This window comes from Flexivirga endophytica (assembly GCF_014640635.1).
Classification (GTDB): Bacteria; Actinomycetota; Actinomycetes; order Actinomycetales; family Dermatophilaceae; genus Flexivirga; species Flexivirga endophytica.
Window position 1 is genome coordinate 467489 of record NZ_BMHI01000003.1, and the last position, 22123, is coordinate 489611.

Here is a 22123-nt window from a genome sequence, read left to right on the forward strand (position 1 = left end):
TCGGAGGAGCGGAGCGGGGGAGAACTTCGTGGGGTGGCCTCAGCTGACCGGCAGCTCGCAGCGGGCGACGTCGGTCGCCCACCGCAGGATCGCCAAGTCACTCGCCGGGCCGGCCATGGACGGGCAGTGCGGCATCGTGACGTAGTGCAATGCCGCGACGACGACGAGGCAGCGCGGGTGGCTGCGCAACTGCGCCAGCCGATGCTCGGACAGTGACGGCTCCAGCAGTTCTTCCGCGTGTGCCTCGACGATCGCCTCCGCGATGTCGAGGTGGATGTGCGTGGCGACGTCGGTGTCCCCGTCGGCGCGCAGCCTGGCTTCGACGCAGTGCATCAGCCAGCGAAGCGCGTGCGCGTCACCCAGCAGCGCCTTGGCGGCCTCCCGTGATGCCCGGAACGCGATCGAGTCGCTCGGGTCCCCCATCATCTGTGGACACCTCCCCACCCCATCGATGCTCATGCGGATACGGTATGGCGGTCCAGGCACCGCCGGGTGCGGGTTGGCGAAACCTTGGAAAAACCCTGACCGTTCCGCGAACTCCGGGCGCGTTCCGTGTGCCGACGTGTATGGGAGCCACCTAAGCTGCCTGACATGACGACTCGCACCGCACCGTGGCCGTCCGGCACTCCCTGCTGGGCCGACTGCGCCTTCGAGCCCGCACACCGTGGGATGCACCACGCACAGGACTTCTACGAGAAGCTCTTCGGTTGGGACGTGCGGCGCGACGCCGAGCACGAGGACTACCGCGTATGTCGCAAGGACGACCAGCCGGTCGCCGGGCTGGAGCACAAGAACGGCTCCGAGGCACCGCCGTTCTGGACCACCTATTTCGCCACGGACGACATCGCCGCCACCTGCGCGGCCGTCACGTCAGCGGGTGGCAAGGTCCTGACCGACCCGTTCGAGATGGCCGCGTCGGGGCAGGCCGCCTACTGCGCCGACCCGACCGGTGCCTTCTTCGGTCTGTGGCAGGGCGGCGAGCTGCCCGGCTTCGGACTTGTCAACGAGCCGGGTTCGGTCGCCTGGAACGACCTGATGACCCGCGACTTCGAAGGCTCAAAGTCCTTCTACGCCAACGTTTTCGGCTTCACGTATGACGACGGCGACAACTCCTACGCGGTGGCGAAACTGCCGACCGGAGAGACCGTGTGCGGCATACACGAAGCCGTGGAGCTGCCGGACGGCGCGCCGCCGTCCTGGCTGGTGCACTTCGCGGTGGCTGATCGTGATTCGTCCGCGCAGATCGCCCAGGAGCTGGGTGCCTCGATCCTGATGATGATGGACACGCCGTTCGGGCCGGAGGCGCTGCTACAGGGCCAGCACGGCGAGATCTTCACCGTCATCGCCATGAACGACACCGGCGCGGACGCTGACTGACCGGCGGGATGCCTCAGCGGATCGCGACCGTCGGCGGCGGCATCGCCGGTATGACGCTGGCGGCCTCGTTGGACCCGCGCCGCTTCGAGGTCAGCGTGCATGAAGCGCAGCCGGAGCGGGCTGCGGTCGGCAGCGCGCTCGGCCTGTGGGGTGCGGCGCGCCGGGTGCTGCGGCGGTTGGACGCCTTACCTGAGTCCGGCGCCCGGCAGACCGGTGGTGCGCTGCACCGGATGGACGGCCGTCGCCTGCTGGCGGCGCACGGTCCCGGGCCAGTGATGGTCGACCGGCCGACGCTGCTCGCGGCGTTGGATGCCGCCGTGCCGGCGACGGTGCGCCGGGTGACCGAGGAGGTCACCGACCCGGAGTCGCTCGACGCGGACCTGGTGATCGGGGCGGACGGGGTTCGCAGCCGTGTGCGCGGCCTGGTCGAGCCGTCGGCGGCGGAGCGGGTCGGCACGCCATACGTCGCACTGCGCGGAATACGTTCTGGCACAACGCGATCCGCTGACATCGGCGAGTACTGGGGCGGTGGTCTGTTGGCTGGACTGGTGCCGATCGCCGGGGATAGGACCTATTGGTTCACCACCCATCGCAGCGAGCTGACCGAACCCTTCGAGGTGCAGCACGTGCTCGACGAGGCTCGCGAGCGGTTCGCCGGCGCGGCGCCGGGGATCCGCCGGGCGCTGGCGGATGCCGGCCCGGACACGCTGGCGACCGCACTGTGGGTGGCGCCGCCGATGCGTCGCTACGCGCACGGCCGGTGTGTCGTCATCGGCGACGCCGCGCACGCGATGCTGCCGAATCTCGGCCGGGGCGCGTGCAGCGCGATCGTGGACGCCGCCACGCTCGCCGGGACGCTGAACTCCGACGGCGACCTGCGCCGTTGGCAGGCCCGCCGGGTCCCGGCCACCCAGGCCGCGCGGCTGGGCTCAGCGGCCGTCATGCGGGCCGCGCTCGCCATACCGTGACCACCCCACGAAGTCTCTCCTCCGCTGCCCTGCACCCAACGAAGTTCTCCCCCGCTCCGTCACCCCACGAAGTTCTCCCCCGCTTCGCTCCTCCGATACTTCGCTGGGACCCCGACACGCTCCTCCGATACTTCGTCGGGGCCCGCCTCTCCCGAATACTTCGCGGGGACCCCGGTCTCCTTCGACCGGAAATCTCGTACCCGTGCGCTCGCAGCGCGGACGCGCGGGAGTCCGCCCGCCCGGGCACCGGACGCGCGAGGCGGCCCGCCCGGCACCTCTGGGACAATCTGCGCATGCGTTCGCTTGCTGATGCCAACCCGCCCATCGCGCTCGGCGCCCTGGACGGGCGTTACCGGACCGCCGTCGCCCCGCTGGTCGACCACCTCTCCGAGGCCGCGCTCAACCGCGAGCGGGTGCACGTCGAAGTCGAGTGGCTGATCCACCTGACGTCGAACGACGCGGTGCCGGGTGTTCGCCGGTTGTCCGAGGGTGAGATCGCCGGGTTGCGCGACATACCGGCGCAGTTCGACACCGCGGACGTCGCCGAGCTGGCCGACATCGAGCGCGAGACCGTGCACGACGTCAAGGCGGTCGAGTACTACCTGAAGCGCCGACTGCCGCAGATCGTCGGCACCGACGACGCGGCCGGGCTGGCCGAGCTGGTGCACTTCGGCTGCACCAGCGAGGACATCAACAACCTGTCCTACGCACTGATGGTGCAGGGGGCGACCCAGCAGGTGTGGTCGCCGAAGGCGAGTGCTCTGGTCGACCAGATCGCCGCGATGGCAACCGAACTCGCAGATGTGCCGCTGCTCGCGCACACGCACGGGCAGCCTGCCACGCCGACCACGATGGGCAAAGAGCTCGCGGTGCTCGCGCACCGGTTGCGGCGTCAGCTGCGCCGGATCGCCGGCGCGGAATACCTCGGCAAGATCAACGGCGCGACCGGCACGTACGGCGCACACGTCGCGGCGGTGCCGGAGACGGACTGGGTCGCGCTCTCCAAGTCCTTCGTGGAATCCCTTGGGCTGCAGTGGAATCCGCTCACGACGCAGATCGAGAGCCACGACTGGCAGGCCGAGGTCTACAGCGATATCGCCCGGTTCAACTCGATCCTGCACAACCTCGCGACCGACGTGTGGACCTACATCTCGATGGGCTACTTCGCCCAGTCCCGCGGTCAGGGCACGGTCGGCTCGAGCACGATGCCGCACAAGGTCAACCCGATCCGCTTCGAGAACGCCGAGGCCAACCTCGAGGTCAGCAACGGCCTGCTCGACGTGCTGGCGCGCACGCTGGTCACCTCGCGGATGCAGCGCGACCTGACCGACTCCTCCATGCAGCGCAACATCGGCACGGCATACGGCCATTCCTTGCTGGCGATCGACAACGTCTCCCGCGGCCTCGCCGGTCTCGACGCGGCCCCGGAGAAGATGGCGGCCGACCTCGACGCCAACTGGGAGGTGCTCGGCGAGCCGATCCAGTCCGCGATGCGCGCCCTCGGCGCCCAGGGCGTGCCGGGGATGGAGCAGCCCTACGAGCGGCTCAAGGAGCTCACCCGCGGCCGCCGGATCAGCGAGGCCGACCTGCGGGAGTTCGTGCGCGGACTGGGTCTGCCGGCGGAGGTCGAGGAGCGCTTCCTGACGATGACCCCCGCCACGTATGTCGGGCTGGCCCCGCAACTGGTGAAGTACCTACAGGACTAACACCCCTAGCACGACTAACACCACTAGCACGCCCTCGCCGAGTGACGGCGCGGGGACCTTGACCAACTTCTGACGAAATCCTGACCGCTCGGTCACCTGCGGGATTCTTGCCATTGGCAGGCTCGCAGGATGAAAATCCTTACCGCACGCCTCGGATACGCCGCTGTTGCCGCCTCACTGATCGCGGGCGCCGGCGTCGCCGCCGCCCCGACGACCGCACACGCGTCCCCGATGTATGACGTGGCGCTCGCGCAGTCAGCGGCCGCCATACCGGACTGCGCGCTGTCCTCGCTGCCGCCGGAAGCGACCGACACCGCGAACCTCATCAAGCAGGGCGGGCCGTTCCCCTACCCGGACAATGACGGCGTCGTCTTCACCAACCGCGAGGGCATCCTGCCCGCCGAATCCAGCGGGTACTACCACGAATACACCGTGATCACGCCGGGCGCTCCGACCCGCGGCACGCGACGCATCGTCACCGGCGGCACTCCGCTGACCAGCCCGCCGAACTGGTATTACACCGGCGACCACTACTCGTCCTTCTGCAAGATCACCGGGGTCAACGGTGGCGGTGACGGCGGTGTCGCGGACTGCGACCCGGCCTCGGTGCCCGACGAGGTCGCCGGCACCGAGCAGCTGATCAAGGACGACGGACCGTTCCCCTACGACCAGGACGGGACGGTCTACCAGAACCGCGAAGGCATCCTGCCGGCCGAGTCCAGCAGCTTCTACCACCTCTACACCGTGCCGACCCCTGGCGACTCGACCCGGGGTTCGCGGCGCATCGTCACCGGCGGCACCTCGGTGAGCAGCCCGTCAGTCTGGTACTACACGCCGGACGACTACGCGTCGTTCTGCAAACTGACCGTCAACTGACCATCCGCACGCGTGCGTAGGTCGACCCAGTGTCGGCCTACGCACGTCCCTGCCGCCAAACCTGCGCGCGACCTGACCCTGGGGAGACCTATGCGCGCCGGCCCGGACCGGCAATACCCCCTCCGGGTATGCTGTTGGTATGACGAAAGCGGCCCACCGGTCGCGAGCTTCAACCAGCGGAGGCACACGTGGTCGGTTACGCCGGCAGCAAGGACGACTACCTCAAGCGGCTACGCCGCATCGAGGGGCAGGTGCGCGGCATACAGCGCATGGTCGAGGAGGACACCTACTGCATCGACGTGCTGACCCAGGTCAGCGCGGTGACCAAGGCGCTGCAGAACGTCAGCCTCGGGCTGTTGGAGGACCACGTCGGCCACTGCGTGGTGGACGCCGCCCGCGAGTCCGACGAGGCCGCGAACGCCAAGGTGCGTGAGGCGTCCGACGCGATCGCGCGCCTCGTGCGCAGCTGACCCCACCGAACGAAGGAGAAGTTGATGGCTCAGACCGACATCACCGTGCACGGTATGACGTGCGGTCACTGCGTGGCCGCGGTGACCGAGGAGCTCAAGACGATCGACGGTGTCACCGACGTGCAGATCGAGCTGCACGAGGGCGGCGACTCGCCGGTGCGCATCACCAGTGACCGCGAACTCGACCCGGTGGCGGTCAACGCCGCCGTGGACGAAGCCGGCTACGACGTCGTCGTGGGCTGACGTCCGGCCGGTGCCCCGGGCGGGTGCTCAGATGGAGACGGGCCCGTCGGCACTCTGGAACTGCACCGACATCAGACCCGGGGTGCCGTGCGGCGCGGCGAAGTCGAAGTCGATCTCCGGCTCCCACTCCTCGCGGTCCACACCGGGCTCGCCGACCAGACCGAGCCACTCACGCACGCGGTCCGGTGATCCGGCGATCTGCAGGCCGGTCAGCGCAGCGTTCGTCACACCTTCGGTGGAGGGGTGGTCCTGACCTTCGGGCCACTCGATGAAGAACGGAACCTGCGGGTCTGCCATCAGCCCACGGATGCCGATCTGCTTCCAGCAGATCTCGACGCCGTCGGGACGGTGCCGGTTACCCGGGACCGCGCTGCGGCCGAGCAGTCGCTCGGCGATCGACATGTCCTCGACCTCGACGACCCAACCCAGCCAGCCGCCGCCCGCCGCGGAGCAGGCACGCACCGCTTGACCGAAGGGCGCCTTGTCGGATGCCGGGTGGTCCAGCACCTCGACGACCTCGATGAACCGGCGATCGGTCAGCGGGATGATCGAGTTGCGAGTGCCGAATCGCGGGTGCAGGCCGCCGTCGACCGGATCCACCCCCAGCAGGTCCCCGAGACGCTTCGCAGTGGCGATCATTCCGTCGGGCTCAGCCGCAAAAACCAGGTGATCAACTCGCATGAACCGATGGTGCCACTGCTCACACTCTCGCCGTGCAGCGGGTCTGCCGTCCGGGTCCACGATGCGTCACCGCTGACGCACCGCTTCATACAGGATGATGGCCGCCGACGTCGCGACATTGAGCGAATTCGCCTTGCCACTCATAGGAATTCGGATGTGTATGTCGGCCAGGTCGAGCGCTGTGTCGGTCAGACCTTCCTTCTCGGTGCCGACCGCGATCGCGACGGGGCCGGTCAGGTCGACGTCCGTGTGCAGGCTGGTGGCCGCCGGCGTCGCAGCCACGACACGGATGCCACGCTCGCGCGCCCAGCCGAAGGTCTCCTCCGTCGTCGCCGTCGCCACCGGCACGGAGAACACCGTGCCCTTGGAACTGCGGACGACGTTGGGGTTGCCCCAGTCGGTCATCGGTGCCGCGGCCACGGCGGCGTCCACCCCGGCGGCGTCGGCGGTGCGCAGCATCGCGCCGAGGTTGCCCGGCTTCTCCACACCCTCCGCGATGAGCACCAGCGGCCGGTCCGGAAGAGCCAGCTCGCGGGGTGTCACACCGACCGCCGGCACCACGGCCAAGAACCCGTCGGCGCCCTCGCGGTAGGCGACCTTCTCGAAGGCCTGCCGGCTCAGCCGGATCACCTCGGCACCCGCTTCCCGCGCGCGACGCACCACATCGGCCTGCGCGGCCGGATCGGCCATCAGGTCGTCGCAGGTGAACAGCTCGTGGGGGTGCACCCCTGCGTCCAGTGCGAGAGCGAGCTCGTCATACCCCTCCAGCAGCGTGCGGCCGGTCTCTTCCCGCCGCCGGCGGCGGCGCAGCGCGACGAGTGCCTTCAGCCGCGGGTTGGCCGGAGAGGTGATCGTGTGCTCGGCCACCTCACACCAGCTGACGGAGTATGACGGCTGCGCCCGCCTCGTCGATGGACAGCGTCACCTCGTCGGCGACGGCCTTGACCTCGTCCGGCGCCTGCCCCATGGCGACACCACGTGCCGCCCAGTGCAGCATCTCCAGGTCGTTGGTGTGGTCGCCGATCGCGATGGTGTCCGCGGGCTCGACGTGCAACGTGCGGCGGACCTGCTCGAGCGCGGACGCCTTGGAGACACCCTCGGGGTTGACGTCGAGCCAGGCGGTGTAGCCGACGGCGTAGTTGACGCCGTGCAGACCAAGCCGATCGACGAGTTCGACGAAGTCCTCAGCGGTGCCGCTGGGCGAGCGGAAGGTGAGCCGGGTGGTGGGCTCGGCGCCGAGCTCCTCCCAGGGCAGGACCTTCGTGGGTCCGACGATCTCATCCTCGGGGAACGGTGCGCTGACCTTGGTGCCGACACCTGGCTCCTCCACGCCCACCACGGCGTCCGGCCAGGAGTCCTTGAGCAACTTCAGGACCGGGGTGGCGTCGAACGTGACCTTGTCGATGATCTCCCACGCGTCGTCGTGCAACCGCGCCGTCACTGCGCCGTTGGAGGTCACGGCGAATCCGTCTGTCAGCGAAAGCAATTCGAAGACCGGGGCCGCACCGAGGATGCTACGACCGGTCGCGATCACCACATGGTGTCCGGCGTCGGCGACTGCCCGCACCGCATCACGCACCTCCTCGTCCAACCGGCCGTCGTACTGCAGCAACGTGCCGTCGATGTCCAGTGCCACAAGTTTCTTCTGCACGGCGTCAGCCTATGGCGAGCACCTCGGACGGTGGCGGACCCCTGCGGCGATGCGTGGTGGCGGGCTCCCTGAAGTGGTCAGTCCGTGTAGGCACCGGATCGGATGTCGTCGAGCAGTGTCGGCCCTGCCGGCTCCCATGCGAGGAGCTCGCGGGTCAGCGCGCTGGCGCCGGTCAGGGTCTGGCCGAAGAAGTGGGCGACGACACCGAAGTGCTCGGCGGCATCGGCGGGATCGATGGAAACCACCGGCAGGTCGAGTGTTTCGCCGAGCGCCTCGGCGATCGCCCTGGTCCGGATCACCTCCTCGGCCACGGCGTGCAGGCGGACGCCCGGCGGCGCCCCGGGGATCTCGACCGGACGGCGCTGCTCCGCCACTTCCTCACCGCGGCGTCGACACACCGGCCGGCACGGAGTAGCGGCCGGCCTCGTCAGTCGGCTGTCACTCGGCGCCCTGGCGCAGCGCCTGCCGGAAGCTCAGCTTGTGCGAGGTCTGCATCAGCGCTGTGCGATACATCCGCTCCGCGAAGCGCAGGATCGCGTATGCACCGGCGAGCGCGATCAGCAACGCCACCAACGGTTCCCACCACGCCGCGTCACCGGCCAGCACGCGGGCCGGCATCGCGATGGTGGAGAAGATCGGGACGAAGGACAGCACCGCCTGGAACACCCCGGTCGTCAGGATGCCGCCGAAGAAGACGATCGCGACGAGCGCGGTCATCGGCGCCGACGTCGACTGCACGTCCTCCGAGCGTGTCGCGAGCGCGCCGACGACCGCCCACAGCGCTGCCAGGGCGAGGAACCCGATCAGGAAGAACGGCACGAACCACCCGATGCCCGGCGCCAACTGGCCCAGCAGGTCGGTGTTGTCGGTCACCAGCAGCCCGCCGACGCCGACCAGTGACAACAGCACCACCTGCCCGAGCGCCAGGACCGTGTTGCCGATGATCTTGCCGATCAGCAGCTGCCGCAACGGGATCGCCGAGGCGATGATCTCGACGATGCGGTTCTGCTTCTCCTCCACGACGCTGTTCGCGATCGCCATGCCGAAGAGCAGTGCGGCGAGGTAGAACAGCATCCCGAAGACGACTCCGCCCACGCGCGCGGCGCCCTCGTCGTCATCGTTCGGAGCGAGCAGTTCGTAGGGCAGCTGGGAGCCCTTCTGCAACTGCGCGAGCGTGGTGCCGGACGCTGCGGCGTTGCGGCGGACGGCGTCCTGCTGCACCGCTTGGCCGAGGTAGGTCGCGACGTCGGTGTTGCGGCTGGACTTGCCGATCAGCCGCCAGCCGTCGCCGGATCGGACCAGGCCGGCGTCCGCCGTACCGTCGGACACCATCTCCGTGACCGATTTCGCCGAATCGGCCTGGCGCGGTTGCAGTTCCAACTTCGCGTCGGCCGTGTCCGCCATCCGGTCGGCGGCGGTGACGAGCTTGGACGCCGTGGCGTTCGGAACGGCGATCTTCTTGGTGTCGGTGTGTCCGGCGAACGCGAACTGTATGCCGATGGCGGCGACCACCAGGACCAGCATCAGGGCGGTGGACACCAGGAAGTTGCGATCGCGCAGCTTGACCGAGACCTCGCGGACGGCAACGAGGCGCCATACGGAATTGGTCGACTTCATGCGGTGACCTCGCGGTAGATGTCGGCGACGGAAGGGACGATCTCGGCGAGTTCGCGCACCGAACCGCGGCGCAGGGCCTCGGTCAGCAGTCGATCGGTGTCCTCGGCAGCCGCCAGTTGCACGACGGCGGTGTCGCCGCCCACATCGATGACATCGAGCCAGCCGAGGTCGCGCACCCAGCCGGCGTCGTTGCCGGTGACCAGCCGGTGTCGAAGTGGTCCGCTGCGTCGCAGCTCGTCGGCGACGCCGTCGGCGACGACCCGGCCGCGCGACAGGATGACGATGCGGTCGCAGAGCCGCTCGACGAGGTCGAGCTGATGGGAGGAGAACAGCACCGGAGTGCCGGTCGAGGTGAATTCGCGCAACAACGCGACCATGTCGTCGACGGCGCCCGGGTCGAGGCCGGAGAACGGCTCGTCCAGGACCAGCATCTTGGGCCGCGCGATCACCGCGGCGACGATCTGCACCCGCTGCTGGTTGCCCAGAGACAGCGCCTCCAGCTTGTCCTTGGCCCGGTCGGCGAGGCCGAACCGGTCCAACAGTGCTGTCCCCCGCTCACGAGCATCGTGGGCCGAAACCCCGTGCAGTTGTGCGAGATAGGCGACCTGCTCCAGCACCGGTTGCTTCGGGTAGAGCCCACGCTCCTCCGGCATGTAACCGAACTCGCGGCGGTCGATCGCGGTGACCGGTGCGTCGTTCCACCGCACCTCGCCGGCGCTGGCCTGTAGGACGCCCATGACCATCCGCATGGTCGTGGTCTTGCCGGCGCCGTTGCCGCCGACGAAGCCGACGAGTTGCCCGTCGCCCACCTCGAAACTGACGTCGTCCACGGCCACGTGCCCGCCGAACCGGCGCGTCAGTCGGTCAAGCCGCAACATCAGGTGTCTCCCTCTTCTCCATGGGTGGGTGGTCAGCCCAGCTCTGCCAGCAAGGCACGACCGGGTCGACCACTGACGATGAACTGCGATGCGCAGGGGACGGGGACCATGCGGATCTCCACCTGTGACGTGCCGATGCCGACCGTGGTGATCACGGTGGGGCGTCCCCGGTAGATCTTCATCCGACTCCCCTCACGCGTTCATCTCGACCGTATGGCGCAACGCGCGACCACGGATCCGGCCGGCGACGGAGATCCGCGCAGCCGATCGTGGTGCTACTCCCCCGCTCGGATGAGGCCATTCTCGTAGACGAACACCACCGCCTGCACTCGGTCGCGCACCTGCAGCTTGGACAGCACGTTGGACACGTGCGTCTTGACGGTGGCCTCGCCCAGGAAGAGCCGGCGGGCGATCTCCGCGTTGGCCAGGCCCCGGCCGACCAGCTCCAACACCTCTCGCTCACGCGGTGTCAGCCGCTCCAGCGCGGCGGTCGGCTGTGGATCGGCCGTGCTGGTGGCGGGGCCCGCCGTCATACGCTCGATCACGCGCAGCGTGACCTCCGGCGCCAGCAGGGCGTGCCCGCGCGCGACGGATCGGATCGCGTCGACCAGGCCCTCCGGCTCGGTGTTCTTCAGCAGGAATCCGCTTGCCCCCGCACGCAATCCGTCGAAGAGGTAGTCGTCCCGGTCGAAGGTGGTCAGCAGGACGACCTTGGCCAGGCCCGCGGCGACGATCTGCTCGGTCGCCGCGATGCCGTCCATGACGGGCATCTGCACGTCCATCAGCACCAGGTCGGGGCGCTCGCGGCGCACCACCTCGATGGCCTGCGCACCGTCGGCGGCGTCGCCGACCACCTCGATGTCGTCCTCCACCGACAGCATCATCGCGAAGCTGCTGCGGACCAGCCGCTGGTCATCGACCACGACGACCCGGGTCGGTGCGGGCGTTCGAGGTTGTGCCGTCACTGTCGCTTGACCAGGCCACCGACGCCGGCCAGCAACAGCAGAACGCCGGCGACCAGCGTCAGCCACAGGCCCCAGCCGCTGCCGAAGTGGAAGTCGATGCTGCCCATGTCGCCGGACGCCTTGAGCTGGTCCTTGGCCTCGCCGGCCTTGTCATGGACCCAGCTCCACCGGTAGATCGTCAGGCCGACGACTGCCAGCCCGCCGACGGCGCCCGCGACGGCGGCCGGGACGGAGAGTGCCCGTTTGCCGAGGCCACGCAGCACCCCGAGCACGATGACGACGGCACCGATCGCGGCGATCACCCAGCCTTCCCAGAGCGAGCCGTCCTCGTCCGACGTCGCGCTGGTGGCCGAGGTCGAACTCGACGAGCCACCGTCGGAGCTCGAGTCGCTGTCGCAGGCGTCGCCCGGTCCCGAGCACGACGCGTGGTTGAACGCGTTGACCGACATCGACGCGCTGATCGGCAGCACGTTGCTCGACACCTTCGCCGACGCCCACGGCCCGAAACAGCAGGCGATCGCGACGACCGCGAAGAGCGCCATCAGCCAGCCCAAGACCTTCGGCAGCGGCGACGGGCCGGCGGCCGGGGGTGCGCCATACGGCTGCTGCTGGAACTGCTGGCCGCCATACGGTTGCTGCTGGTAGGGCTGCTGGAACTGCTGCGGCGGCCCGGCATACCCCTGGTTGCCCGGCTGCTGCGGTTGCCCCTGCCCGTAGGCCGGTCGGCCGTAACCTGGTGGCCCGTATGGCGGCTGCTGGGGCGGCGGATTGCCCTGCGGTTGCTGGCCGTGAGGGCCGCCATAGCCCGGACCGGGCTGTCCCTGCGGCGGCTGTTGCTGGGGTCGTTGCTGCGGGTTGTACGGGTTGTCAGTCATGCCTCTCCCTGGGCCGGAGCGATCCGGCGGCGCGACGAGTCGGGTGCGTGGGGCAACTCTAGCCAGGAGTGGCTTCCTTCGCGGTCAGTCGAAGGGCAACCGCACCCGCACCCGGAAGCCGCCGGTCTGCCGCGGTCCGATCTCCGCCTCCCCGCCGAGCACCTCGACCCGCTCGCGCATGCCGACCAGGCCGAGTCCGGTGCCGGCGGTCCCGGGACGGGCGCGTCCGGCGTCGACGATCTCCACCTCGGCATACGGGCGATCCGCCTGCCCGAACCGTGTGACGACCGACGCGGTCGTCGCGCTGCTGTGCCGCTGCACATTGGCCAGGGCTTCCTGCACAGTGCGGTAGATGGCCAGCCCGATGCCGGGCGGGACCTCCGTCGGCGCCCGTCGGTCGTCGACGACCCGCCAGTCGACCGCGAGGCCGGTGGCGCGGTAGTCGCTCACCAGCGCGTCGACGTCGTCGAGCCCGGGCGTGGGCGCGCGGTCGATGTCGGCCGACGAGCGCAACGTGCCCAACAGTGCTCGCATCTCGGCCACGGCCGACCGCGACGAGCGCTCGATCCCGGTCAGCGCGTCCCGTGCGGCGTCCGGTTGCTTGTCGAGCACGCGCCGGGCCGCGCCGGCCTGCACGCCGATCACCGACACGTGGTGCGCGACGACGTCGTGCAACTCGCGGGCGATCCGCAGCCGCTCGGCGTCGACGGCCTGCCGGCGCAACTCCACGGCCTGCAAGTCGATGGTGCGCGCCTGGTCCTCGAGCTCACGCCGCCGCCGCAGGTTGCGCCACTCCAGGATGCCGAGCAGCACCGCGCCGCCGAGGTAGATCACATTGGTGAGCACCGTGATGACGGTCGCGCCCAACCAGCCGGGTATGACGTCGGAGCCGCGCATCCCGTCATACGACTCGGTGAACAGCACGTAGACCACCCAGCCGGCCAGCAGCGCCAGGCAGCCGCCGATCACCCACGCGCCCACGACGCGGCGCCGGCCCCAGGCCGCCCCCGAGTAGATCGCGAAGAGGTAGACGAACTGGATGCCGAGGGTCGTGGTGAGCCGCCCGTCGAGCTGTCCGGTGATCACCCACGCGCACGTCACGAACGCGGTCGTGGCCACCGGGAAACGCCGGCGGACCACGAGCGCGGCGCACGGAACGACGACGTAGAGGTACTGCAGTCGGATGTCCGTGTGGTCCTGCGCGAGCGCGCCGACCGCGCGATAGCCCTCCGTGCAGATCGCGGCCACCGCCAGCCAGATCAGCGCCACGGGTCCGTCGACGCGCCACCACCGCGGCGGCAGCGGACGCGTCCAGCTGTCGTCGATGGTGAGCGTGGAACGCCAGGAGTCGGGCACACGGCGAGGTTAACCACTGGCGTATGGCGCCACCTCCGCCGCGCGACGGAGGTGGCCGAGCCTCTGCGGAGCTCCTCGGTGCTTCTACGGAGCTTCTTCGGGGTTCTTCCGGGTTCTTCGGTGCGACCGATGAGTTATCGGGCGCTGCCTGGTCCAACCCTTTGTCCAACCGTTTTGGCAGCAACCATCACGGACACTACGAACATCGCGGATACGACGAACATCTCCGACACCACGGACGCAGGGAGCCCATCATGAGCCGCAAGGTCACAGCCCACCTCTTCCACTCGGTCAACGGCGTCGTCGAGGCGCCGAACCTCTTCCAGTTCGACTCGTTCGGCCCGGAGGAGGGGGAAGCCATGGGCAAGTCGATCGCACCCGTCACCGACATGGTCCTCGGCCGCACGCTCTGGCAGGAGTGGTCGCAGTACTGGCCGGGCAACGACGATCTGTTCGGCAGCTTCATCAACCCGGTGCGCAAGCACGTCGTCTCTTCGACGCTGTCCGGTGAGTTGCCGTGGAACAGCACTCTGGTGCAAGGAGATCCGGTCGATTACGTCAAGGCGTTGCGTGACAACGGCGCCGAGGGCGACATCTCTATCGGGGGCGGCATCAAGACCATCCGGTCGCTCTTCACCGCCGGCGTCGTCGACGCGCTGACCCTGACCACCCACCCGGTCGTCACGCCCGACGGCGCGCGGCTGTTCGACGAGACCGTGCCGATGACTCGCCTGCGGTTGGTGGACTCGCAGATCACGTCCGCGGGGAACGCCATACTGACGTATTCGCTGCGCGACTGAGCGCGTCCCTCCCATGCCGAATGACGGCTCTCTCGGCGAGTGACGGCCCAATCGGACCGTCACTCGGCGAAGAAGCCGTCATTCGGCATGGGAGGTGGCGGTCGGGTGGGGCGGCGGCGCTGTTCCTCAGGCGGGGCGTATGACGTCCGTGCCGAGGAACGGCTGCAGCGCCTGCGGCACCCGGATCGAGCCGTCGGCCTGCTGGTGGTTCTCCAGCAGCGCGACGATCGGCCGGGTGTCGGTGAGCATGGTGCCGTTGAGGGTGGCGACGAACTCCGTCTTGCCGCCCTCGCCGCGCTGGCGGATGTTGAGCCGGCGCGCCTGGTAGGTCGTGCAGTTGGAGGTCGACGTCAGCTCACGGTACTTGCCCTGCGTCGGCACCCACGCCTCGCAGTCGTACTTGCGCGCCGCGGAGCCACCGAGGTCACCGGCGGCGACGTCGATGACGCGGTAGGGCAGCTCCAGCCCGTCGAGCAACCGACGCTCGATGCGCAGCAGGTTCTGGTGCTCCTCGACCGCCTGCTGCGGGTCGCAGTAGACGAACATCTCGGTCTTGGTGAACTGGTGCACCCGGAAGATGCCGCGGGTGTCCTTGCCGTAGGACCCGGCCTCGCGGCGATAGCACGTCGAGGTGGCGGTGTAGCGCAACGGACCGTTCGACAGGTCGAGGATCTCGTCGGTGTGGAAGCCGGCGAGCGCCACCTCGCTGGTGCCGGTGAGGTAGAGCTCGCCCGACTCCAGTTCATAGACGTCCTCGTGTGCGTCGAGGTAGCCGGTGCCGCCCATCGACTGTGCGCTGACCAGCGTCGGCACGATGAGCGGTGTGAAACCCTCCTCGGCGGCGATGCTCTGGGCGTAGGCCATCAGTGCGTTGGACAGGCGGGCACCCGCGCCCTTGAGGAAGTAGAACCGCGAGCCGCTGACCTTCGCACCCCGCTGCATGTCGATGGCGTCGAGCTTCTCGCCGAGGGCCAGGTGGTCCAGCGGCTCGAAGTCGAAGCTGCGCGGCTCACCGACGGTCTCCAGGGTCTCGAAGTCCTCCTCGCCGCCGGCGGGGACACCGTCGAGGACGATGTTGTCCAGCTCGCGCAGCAGCGCGGTGAACTCCTTGTCCTCCTGGTCCGCGGCGGCTTCGCGCTGCTTGACCTGCGCGGACAGCTCGGTCGCCCGGGCACGTGCCTCGTCGGCCTCCTTGGCCAGCACGTCGACATCGGCCGACCCGGCCTTGCGCGCGGCGTTCAGCTTCCCCATGGCAGCGCCGACCGACTTGCTGACGGTCTTCTGCTGGGAACGCAGGCTCTCGAACTCGGTGATGGAGGAGCGCCGCTTCTCGTCGGCTGCGAGCACCTGGTCGACCAGGGTCTCGTCGGCGCCGCGAGCGCGCTGGCTCGCACGCACGAGGTCGGGGTTGTCGCGCACTAGCTTGATGTCGATCACGACAGGCAAGGCTACGCGGCGCACCATGCGGGCGCGCAACCCGATAACGTCTGCCGGAATCAGGCGGACCCGTCAGTAACCAGGAAGGTTCTATTCGTGCAACGTGCTGCGGTGATCGTCAACCCGACGAAGGTCAAGGACCTCCAGGTGTTGCGCGACCGGTTGACGGCGATCTTCCGGGGCTACGGATGGGCACCGCCGCTGTGGTCGGAGACGACCGTGGAGGACCCGGGCGAGGGGCAGGCGCGTGCTGCGCTCGAGCAGGGCGTCGACCTGGTCGCCGCCCTGGGTGGTGACGGCACCATGCGGTGCGCCGCATCGGCGATGCTCGGGACCGGGACGCCGCTGGCCGTGCTCGCCGGCGGCACCGGCAACCTCTTCGCGCGGCAGCTGGGCCTGCCGGTCAATCGGTATGCCGACGCGCTGCGCATCGGCCTGTCGGGCGCGGACGGCGCGATCGACGCCATCCGGATCTCGCTGGCCGGGAGTGCACCGGGAGAGTTCGACGCCGACCACATCGGACTGGTCATGGGCGGAGTGGGCCGGGACGCCGACATCATGGCCGACACCACCGAGAAGTTGAAGGCTCGGCTGAGCTGGACGGCATACCTCGTCGCCGGCATGAAGCAGTTGCGGCACGAGCTGGTGCCCGCCCGGATCCGCATCGACGGCGGCCCGGAGATCCGGCGCGACGTCACCAGCGTGCTGGCCGGCAACTGCGGCATGTTGCAGGGCGGAATGAAGCTGATGCCGAAGGCCGTCGTCGACGACGGACTGCTCGACGCCGTGGTCGTCCGGGGCGGCGGGGCGCATTGGCTGCCGGTGGTCGGCAAGGTGCTGACGCGTTCGCAGAAGGACTCCGAGCACTTCATGCGTGCGCAGTTCACCGAGATGATCGTGGACGTGGACATGCCGCAACGGGTCGAGGTCGACGGCGACGTCATCGGTATGGCGTACTCCGTGCGCTTCCGCGCCGATCGCGGGGCCCTGACGGTGCGCCTGCCTCGCTGATGGGACGGCACTTCCGCTTCGCCAGCTCGCACCACCTGGCCGCACCCAGGGACGCCGTCTTCGAGGTGCTGCGGGATGCCGAGCGCTGGCCGGAATGGTGGCCGCAGATCCGGTCCGTGACGCCATACGACGACACGCACGGCAGTGCGGAGATCCGCAGTGTGCTGCCCCTGACCCTGCACGTCGAGCTGGCGACCGAGCTGGTCGACGCCGAATCCGGTGTGTTGCGAGCAAGATTGAGCGGCGATCTGGTCGGCTGGTCCCAATTCGCGGTGCGTGCCGACGGGGTCGACCGGACGATCCTGGACTACACGCAGGAGGTCGACCTCGGTATGCCGGGCCTGCTCGGCCGACTGGCGTGCTCCGCCCCGGCGCGTCCGGTGCTGCTGGCCAATCACGCGACGATGATGCGGGCCGGTATGCGTGGGCTGACCCATCGAGCCCGCGAGAGCTGAAGCGGGCCGATCCTCACTCGGCCCAATGCAACACGGCGCTGGCCACCCAGGCGATGCCGGTGGCCGTCTTCTCCGGGGTGGAACTGGGCTGGATGACATGGCTGAGCACGGTGCGCACGATGACATCGACGCCGATGTCGAGTTGCGCACGGTCCAGCGGTAGCTGGAAGCGCAGCATGCCGTCCGTCACCACGCGCTTCGCGGTGGCCAGCAACTGCTCGTTGTCGGTGGTCAGCAACGGCAGCAACTCCGAATTGGCACCGTGCGAGCCGGCGACGGCGGCGCGCAACAGCGGACTCTTCCGGCTGAGGAGCAACACACCCAGCGCGGCGTCGTGCACCGCCTTCACCGGGTCGCCGCCACTGCCCTCGAATGCGTCGACCACCTTGCCGAGGAAGACCGACAGCTCCGACATGACCAGCGCCTGAGCGAGCGCCGGCTTGCTGCCGAAGGTGTTGTAGACCGACTGACGGGAGACCCCGGCCTCGTCGGCCAGCCGCGACATGGTCATTTTCGACCACCCGTCCGCGACCGTCATCGTGGCCGCCACCCGCAGCAGGCGGGTGCGCAGATCCTCGTCTGCGGGCGATGCCGACGTCACGAGCGCGAGTCTAAGCATGCGTGCCGCCGATTGCCCGCCGGCCGGCGAAACCGCCGGCGCCCGCTTCAGACCGCCGCCCGGTCGTGGGCGCCCGCCTCGGCGAGCGCGTCCTCGAAAGGCGCGTGCCCGACGATGTGGCGGCGGTAGCGCATGATCTCCCGCTGCCCGTTGACGGTGAACGCACCGACGACCCGGTCACCGCGCCGATAGAGGGCGAGGAACTGCTCCGGCTCCGGTCGTATGACGCGCGCTTCGTCCGCGGTCGGCACGCCGACGAACTGCAGCCGGTGCCCGTGCCAATCGGACCAGAAGTAGGGCACGGTCTGCAACGGACGGGCGGTGTCGGGGTCGAGGAGGTGGCGGGCCGCGGCGGCGCCCTGCTCGGCGGCGCTGGTCCAGTGCTCCAGCCGCACCACCTCGTCGTCGAAGACGGAAAGCGGTGCGTGGGCGACGTCGCCGGCGGCATACACACCGGGTGCTCTCGTCGCCAGCGTCGCGTCGACGAGCACGCCGCCGTCGCGGTGCAGTGCCAGTCCGGAGTCGCGCAACCAGCCGGTCGCGGGGCGGGCGCCGATGCCGAGCACGACGAGTTCGGCCGGCAGGTAATTGCCGTCGCCGAGCGTCAATCCCGTGACGCCCGAAGCGTTCTGGTGCACCTCGGTGACCTGGGTGCCGACGCGCAGGTCGACGCCGGCCGATCGGTGGAGGCCGGTGAGCACGTCGGCGACGGAGGGCCCTACCGATCGGGTCAGCGGCTGGGGTGCAGCCTCGATCACGGTGACGGGCAGGTCCCGTGCCCGGGCGGCAGAGGCGACCTCGGAGCCGATGAAACCGGCCCCGATCACCGCGACTCGCTTCCCCGCGTCGAGCGCTGCCCGGATCGCGAGTGCGTCGACGGCGGTGCGCAGCGGGTGCACGCCGGGCACTCCGGCGCCCAGCGGCCACGCGTTGGCGGCCGCGCCGGTGGCGATGATCAGCCCGTCGTAGTCGACCCGGTCAGCCCCGACGAGCACCCGGCGGTGATCGATGTCGAGACCGGTCGCCGGCGCTCCGCAGCGCAGGTCGACCCCGAGCTCGGTCCGCAGGTGCTCCTCGGTGTGGAACGGCGACACGCTCGCCGGGGCGTCGGCGCGCAGCAGCGCCTTCGACAGCGGCGGCCGGTCGTATGGCGCACTGCGCTCCGCGCCGATGAGCGTGATCGAGCCGGTGAACCCCGCCCGCCGGGCCGCCTCGACGGCGCGCAGGCCGGCCAGCGAGGCACCGACGACGACCAGGCGTCGTAGGTCCGTGGTCACCGGCTGCTCAGTCCTGCATGGTCAGGGCGAGCACGGGGCAGGCGTCGACCGCCGCCTGCAGGTCCTGCCGGCGCGACTCGTCCGGTGACGCGTCGTGGATCACGACGTGCCCCTCGGGACCGACCTCGAAGATGTCCGGCGCCATCGCCTCGCACATCCCGAGACCCTCGCACTGACCGATGTCCGCGACGATCCGCATCACGCCACCTCTCGCGACGCAGTGATCGGGATGAAGTCGAGCTTCTCGCGGACCCCGCAGTCCGGGCAGCACCACGTGTCGGGGATCTGGTCCCACGGCGTGCCGGCGGGAAAGCCCTCCCGGGGTGCGCCGGTGCGCTCGTCATACTCATAGCCGCAACCGGGGCAGCGGCCACCGTGCCCGCCGGCCTGGTCATGCACCGAGGTGTCCCTGCCGACGACCTCCAAGGGTGCGGCGTCCGGGCGGGCGCCATACCGGGCGAGGATCTTCTCGCGCTTGCGCGGCGAGATGTTGGCCAGCGAGATGTCGCCGTCGAAGTGGGCGAGCACGCGCGGGTCCATGACCTTGCGCCATACGGCGGGAACTATCGCCAGCACGATCATGCCGGCGTATCCCGTTGGCAGCACTGGGGATTCCTTGTAGTCGCGCAGCGCCTGATAGCGACGGGTCGGGTTCGCGTGGTGGTCGCTGTGTCGCTGCAGGTGGTAGAGCAGCACATTGGTCGCGATGTTGTTGGAGTTCCAGCTGTGGCTCGGGTTGACGCGTTCGTAGCGGACCTTGCCCGGCACGCCGACCTTCTGTCGCCGCATGCCGTAGTGCTCCATGTAGTTGATGACCTCCAGCAACGAGAAGCCGACGACTCCCTGGATCACCAGGTAGGGCAACACTTTCCAGCCGAACAGCGCGACGATGGCACCCCACAGCACGACCGACATCAGCCAGGCGTTGAGCACGTCGTTGCCGATCCGGAAGGGGTGCTTGTCACGGCGGGCATAGCGCCGCTTCTCCAGGCCCCAGGCGCTCTTGAGCGAGCCGATGACCGTGCGCGGCCAGAACTGGTAGAAGTTCTCACCGATCCGGCTGCTCGCCGGGTCCTCCGGGGTGGCGACGCGCACGTGGTGGCCACGGTTGTGCTCGATGTAGAAGTGGCCGTAGAAGCTTTGCGCCAGAGCGATCTTCGACAACCAGCGCTCGTGACTCTCGCGCTTGTGCCCGAGCTCGTGCGCGGTGTTGATGCCGATGCCGCCGACGCACCCGATCGAGATGGCGCCCGCGACCTTGTCCAGCACGCTCAGGTCCCACGGCTGCACGAAGCGGTGCGGCAGGTTGGCCAGCGCCCAGTCGTAGCCGGCGGTGTGCTGCAGCACCCAGCCCACCGGGTTGACGCCGCCGATGATCGCCATGATCGCGAAAAGCCCGGCGAACTGCAGCGGCAGATACATGTAGACGATCCACCGGTAGTACTTGTCGTTCTCCAACGCCTCGATGACGTCGTCGGGCGGATTGCTGCGGTCGAGGCCGGCCGCGAGGTCGATCGCCGGCACGATGCCGAGGATCAGGATCGGCCCGGCCCAGAGGAAGACCGACCACGCCGTCAGCGCATAGAGCGCGTAGACGGCGACGAACGCCGACGGTATGACGAGACCGATCAGCCAGAGATAGCGCTTCTTGTCGTGCCACTCCTGGGTCGAGTCGCCGGGAACTGTTCCGGATGCGTCCAACACCGCCATCGTGTGACTCCCATCACGTCGCTTGCTTTACAAAAGCATGTCGTTTGTAAAGTGACGCTGTCAAGACCCTTCTTACGCGAAGTTCAGTAGCTTGCTGCGCACGCACAGAATCGGGAGACATAATCGAGCGGTGCGGCCCGGCCGGCCGCGGGGATACGACGAGGGGACGATGCCCGGTGGGAAGACACTCCAGCCGACGCACGAAAGGCACGATCGCGATCGTCGCCGGCGCCGCGATCGCGGTCGCGGGGGGTGTGACGCTCGTCCACGGACTCACCAGTGACGACTCGCCCGCCGCCCCGATCAACGCGGCGAGCTCTCCGACGGGTCCGGGGTCGTCCAGCTCGAGCGGGTCGGCGGGGAGCAGTTCGTCGTCGAGCCACTCGCCCAAGAAGCACAGTGCGAGCTCGTCGAAGTCCGCGAAGCACGCCACGCGCAAGGCCTCCGCACTGCCGGAGCCGAAGAGCAACAGCAAACCCGTCGAGATCGCGAATCCCGCTGGGGCTGCGTGCATTCCGAAAAGCCTGACGGTCAAGAGCGTCGGCATCGTCGGTGAGCGTGTGGTGCCGATGGGCACCAACTCACAGGGTCAGATCTACCCGCCCGCGCACACCACGATGTGGTACAACCGCTCGACCCAGCCCGGCCAGGACGGCATCTCGGTCATCGCCGGTCACGTCACGTATGACGGCCCGGACAACTTCTACAACCTGCGCAACGTCCCGACCGGTGCCCGGGTGAAGGTGGTCTGCAGCAACGACAAGGTCGTCGAGTTGACCGTCACGCACAAGGAGTCGGTGACCAAGACGGCGTTGACGACCGATCAGCGGGTGTGGGGCGGCAGCTCGACCCCGGTGGTGACCCTGGTGACCTGTGACATCGCCTCACCCATGGTCAACGGCCACCACCTGAGCAATTACGTGGTCTGGACCAAACCGGCCTGATCCGTCGGCCGGTTCGGTTCCGCCGTGCCGGAGTCTCCCCAGTGTCAGGTTGCGCACGCGCTCCGTCCCCACCGACCGACCGTCGGCACTTCGGGACACCCTCCAGCGCCCAACCCGTCCCCACGGACCGACCGTCGGCACTTCGGGACACACTCCAGCGCCCAACCCGTCCCCACGGACCGACCGTCGGCACTTCGGGACACCCTC

Annotated in this window: 26 protein-coding genes; 10 read left to right on the forward strand and 16 right to left on the reverse strand. The window is 69.1% G+C overall.

The annotated features are described in order from the left end of the window. Positions 1-39: 39 nt before the first annotated feature. Positions 40-459, reverse strand: coding sequence for a hypothetical protein (locus IEX71_RS10800; RefSeq protein ID WP_188837009.1), 420 nt, complete (start codon positions 457-459; stop codon positions 40-42). A 132-nt stretch (positions 460-591) separates the two neighbouring features. Between IEX71_RS10800 and IEX71_RS10805 the strand changes: the two genes are divergently transcribed. From IEX71_RS10805 to IEX71_RS10830, 6 genes are all read left to right on the forward strand, one after another. Beyond that, complete coding sequence (locus IEX71_RS10805) at positions 592-1377, forward strand: VOC family protein (protein WP_188837010.1); 786 nt, start codon at positions 592-594, stop codon at positions 1375-1377. 8 nt (positions 1378-1385) lie between these two features. Continuing rightward, positions 1386-2345, forward strand: a complete 960-nt coding sequence (locus IEX71_RS10810) for an FAD-dependent monooxygenase (protein ID WP_188837011.1) — start codon at positions 1386-1388, stop codon at positions 2343-2345. Between the two features lie 293 nt (positions 2346-2638). Beyond that, the gene (gene purB / locus IEX71_RS10815) at positions 2639-4051 is read left to right on the forward strand and encodes an adenylosuccinate lyase (RefSeq protein ID WP_188837012.1); all 1413 of its coding nucleotides are present in this window, start codon (positions 2639-2641) and stop codon (positions 4049-4051) included. Positions 4052-4180: 129 nt separating this feature from the next. Continuing rightward, entirely contained in the window at positions 4181-4927 is a 747-nt protein-coding gene (locus IEX71_RS10820) for a guanyl-specific ribonuclease (RefSeq protein WP_188837013.1), read from the forward strand. Between the two features lie 188 nt (positions 4928-5115). Continuing rightward, positions 5116-5397 (forward strand): metal-sensitive transcriptional regulator, encoded by a 282-nt coding sequence (locus tag IEX71_RS10825; protein ID WP_188837014.1) that lies wholly within the window; start codon positions 5116-5118, stop codon positions 5395-5397. A 24-nt stretch (positions 5398-5421) separates the two neighbouring features. After that, positions 5422-5640: a heavy-metal-associated domain-containing protein gene (locus tag IEX71_RS10830; RefSeq protein WP_188837015.1), complete on the forward strand. Its 219-nt coding sequence runs from the start codon at positions 5422-5424 to the stop codon at positions 5638-5640. Between the two features lie 27 nt (positions 5641-5667). Here IEX71_RS10830 and IEX71_RS10835 read toward each other — a convergent pair whose 3' ends face one another. The 10 genes from IEX71_RS10835 to IEX71_RS10880 all read right to left on the reverse strand — a co-directional run bounded on the left by IEX71_RS10835 (position 5668) and on the right by IEX71_RS10880 (position 13663). Further along, complete coding sequence (locus IEX71_RS10835; RefSeq protein ID WP_188837016.1) at positions 5668-6321, reverse strand: VOC family protein; 654 nt, start codon at positions 6319-6321, stop codon at positions 5668-5670. Between the two features lie 66 nt (positions 6322-6387). Next, positions 6388-7188 (reverse strand): TrmH family RNA methyltransferase, encoded by an 801-nt coding sequence (locus tag IEX71_RS10840; protein WP_188837017.1) that lies wholly within the window; start codon positions 7186-7188, stop codon positions 6388-6390. Position 7189: 1 nt separating this feature from the next. Further along, positions 7190-7972 (reverse strand): HAD family hydrolase, encoded by a 783-nt coding sequence (locus tag IEX71_RS10845; protein ID WP_188837018.1) that lies wholly within the window; start codon positions 7970-7972, stop codon positions 7190-7192. 77 nt (positions 7973-8049) lie between these two features. After that, entirely contained in the window at positions 8050-8346 is a 297-nt protein-coding gene (locus IEX71_RS10850; RefSeq protein WP_188837019.1) for a Rossmann-fold NAD(P)-binding domain-containing protein, read from the reverse strand. Positions 8347-8410: 64 nt separating this feature from the next. Then, a complete protein-coding gene (locus tag IEX71_RS10855; RefSeq protein WP_188837020.1) occupies positions 8411-9589 on the reverse strand; it encodes an ABC transporter permease in 1179 nt (392 codons plus the stop codon). Then, the gene (locus IEX71_RS10860) at positions 9586-10467 is read right to left on the reverse strand and encodes an ABC transporter ATP-binding protein (protein WP_188837021.1); all 882 of its coding nucleotides are present in this window, start codon (positions 10465-10467) and stop codon (positions 9586-9588) included. The genes IEX71_RS10855 and IEX71_RS10860 overlap by 4 nt, the downstream gene beginning before the upstream one ends. A 32-nt stretch (positions 10468-10499) precedes the next feature. Then, positions 10500-10649: a hypothetical protein gene (locus IEX71_RS10865; RefSeq protein WP_188837022.1), complete on the reverse strand. Its 150-nt coding sequence runs from the start codon at positions 10647-10649 to the stop codon at positions 10500-10502. Positions 10650-10742: 93 nt separating this feature from the next. Further along, on the reverse strand, positions 10743-11432 hold the full coding sequence (locus IEX71_RS10870) for a response regulator (protein ID WP_268235950.1): 690 nt from the start codon (positions 11430-11432) through the stop codon (positions 10743-10745). After that, positions 11429-12307 carry a hypothetical protein gene (locus tag IEX71_RS10875; protein ID WP_188837023.1) on the reverse strand — a complete coding sequence of 293 codons (879 nt, stop codon included), beginning with the start codon at positions 12305-12307 and terminating at the stop codon, positions 11429-11431. Before IEX71_RS10875 ends, IEX71_RS10870 begins: the two co-directional genes overlap by 4 nt. 84 nt (positions 12308-12391) lie before the next feature. Further along, positions 12392-13663: a sensor histidine kinase gene (locus tag IEX71_RS10880; RefSeq protein ID WP_188837024.1), complete on the reverse strand. Its 1272-nt coding sequence runs from the start codon at positions 13661-13663 to the stop codon at positions 12392-12394. A gap of 254 nt (positions 13664-13917) precedes the next feature. Between IEX71_RS10880 and IEX71_RS10885 the strand changes: the two genes are divergently transcribed. Further along, the gene (locus IEX71_RS10885) at positions 13918-14463 is read left to right on the forward strand and encodes a dihydrofolate reductase family protein (RefSeq protein WP_188837025.1); all 546 of its coding nucleotides are present in this window, start codon (positions 13918-13920) and stop codon (positions 14461-14463) included. Positions 14464-14589: 126 nt separating this feature from the next. Here IEX71_RS10885 and serS read toward each other — a convergent pair whose 3' ends face one another. Then, positions 14590-15900: a serine--tRNA ligase gene (serS, locus tag IEX71_RS10890; protein ID WP_188837026.1), complete on the reverse strand. Its 1311-nt coding sequence runs from the start codon at positions 15898-15900 to the stop codon at positions 14590-14592. A 96-nt stretch (positions 15901-15996) separates the two neighbouring features. Here serS and IEX71_RS10895 point away from each other — a divergent pair, with 96 nt between their 5' ends. Beyond that, positions 15997-16911, forward strand: coding sequence for a diacylglycerol/lipid kinase family protein (locus IEX71_RS10895; protein WP_188837027.1), 915 nt, complete (start codon positions 15997-15999; stop codon positions 16909-16911). Further along, the gene (locus IEX71_RS10900) at positions 16911-17366 is read left to right on the forward strand and encodes an SRPBCC family protein (protein WP_188837028.1); all 456 of its coding nucleotides are present in this window, start codon (positions 16911-16913) and stop codon (positions 17364-17366) included. Before IEX71_RS10895 ends, IEX71_RS10900 begins: the two co-directional genes overlap by 1 nt. Positions 17367-17379: 13 nt before the next feature. Here the strand turns inward: IEX71_RS10900 and IEX71_RS10905 are convergent, their stop codons facing one another. From IEX71_RS10905 to IEX71_RS22520, 4 genes are all read right to left on the reverse strand, one after another. Next, on the reverse strand, positions 17380-17967 hold the full coding sequence (locus tag IEX71_RS10905) for a TetR/AcrR family transcriptional regulator (protein WP_229749640.1): 588 nt from the start codon (positions 17965-17967) through the stop codon (positions 17380-17382). Between the two features lie 65 nt (positions 17968-18032). Then, positions 18033-19262, reverse strand: coding sequence for an NAD(P)/FAD-dependent oxidoreductase (locus tag IEX71_RS10910; RefSeq protein WP_188837030.1), 1230 nt, complete (start codon positions 19260-19262; stop codon positions 18033-18035). A gap of 7 nt (positions 19263-19269) precedes the next feature. Continuing rightward, positions 19270-19461 (reverse strand): ferredoxin, encoded by a 192-nt coding sequence (locus IEX71_RS10915; RefSeq protein ID WP_188837031.1) that lies wholly within the window; start codon positions 19459-19461, stop codon positions 19270-19272. Next, complete coding sequence (locus tag IEX71_RS22520; protein WP_188837032.1) at positions 19461-20972, reverse strand: fatty acid desaturase; 1512 nt, start codon at positions 20970-20972, stop codon at positions 19461-19463. The genes IEX71_RS10915 and IEX71_RS22520 overlap by 1 nt, the downstream gene beginning before the upstream one ends. Before the next feature lie 176 nt (positions 20973-21148). Here IEX71_RS22520 and IEX71_RS10925 point away from each other — a divergent pair, with 176 nt between their 5' ends. Continuing rightward, positions 21149-21916: a class F sortase gene (locus tag IEX71_RS10925; protein WP_188837033.1), complete on the forward strand. Its 768-nt coding sequence runs from the start codon at positions 21149-21151 to the stop codon at positions 21914-21916. Positions 21917-22123 lie beyond the last annotated feature (207 nt).

Coding starts and splice junctions, on each gene's coding strand:
- IEX71_RS10900 (WP_188837028.1), top strand. CDS start 16,911: ATGGGACGGCACTTCCGCTTCGCCAGCTCGCACCACCTGGCCGCACCC.
- IEX71_RS10820 (WP_188837013.1), top strand. CDS start 4,181: ATGAAAATCCTTACCGCACGCCTCGGATACGCCGCTGTTGCCGCCTCA.
- IEX71_RS10830 (WP_188837015.1), top strand. CDS start 5,422: ATGGCTCAGACCGACATCACCGTGCACGGTATGACGTGCGGTCACTGC.
- IEX71_RS10860 (WP_188837021.1), bottom strand. CDS start 10,467: ATGTTGCGGCTTGACCGACTGACGCGCCGGTTCGGCGGGCACGTGGCC.
- IEX71_RS10915 (WP_188837031.1), bottom strand. CDS start 19,461: ATGCGGATCGTCGCGGACATCGGTCAGTGCGAGGGTCTCGGGATGTGC.
- IEX71_RS10885 (WP_188837025.1), top strand. CDS start 13,918: ATGAGCCGCAAGGTCACAGCCCACCTCTTCCACTCGGTCAACGGCGTC.
- IEX71_RS22520 (WP_188837032.1), bottom strand. CDS start 20,972: ATGGCGGTGTTGGACGCATCCGGAACAGTTCCCGGCGACTCGACCCAG.
- IEX71_RS10875 (WP_188837023.1), bottom strand. CDS start 12,307: ATGACTGACAACCCGTACAACCCGCAGCAACGACCCCAGCAACAGCCG.
- IEX71_RS10810 (WP_188837011.1), top strand. CDS start 1,386: ATGCCTCAGCGGATCGCGACCGTCGGCGGCGGCATCGCCGGTATGACG.
- IEX71_RS10865 (WP_188837022.1), bottom strand. CDS start 10,649: ATGAAGATCTACCGGGGACGCCCCACCGTGATCACCACGGTCGGCATC.
- IEX71_RS10855 (WP_188837020.1), bottom strand. CDS start 9,589: ATGAAGTCGACCAATTCCGTATGGCGCCTCGTTGCCGTCCGCGAGGTC.
- IEX71_RS10835 (WP_188837016.1), bottom strand. CDS start 6,321: ATGCGAGTTGATCACCTGGTTTTTGCGGCTGAGCCCGACGGAATGATC.
- purB (WP_188837012.1), top strand. CDS start 2,639: ATGCGTTCGCTTGCTGATGCCAACCCGCCCATCGCGCTCGGCGCCCTG.
- IEX71_RS10805 (WP_188837010.1), top strand. CDS start 592: ATGACGACTCGCACCGCACCGTGGCCGTCCGGCACTCCCTGCTGGGCC.
- IEX71_RS10800 (WP_188837009.1), bottom strand. CDS start 459: ATGAGCATCGATGGGGTGGGGAGGTGTCCACAGATGATGGGGGACCCG.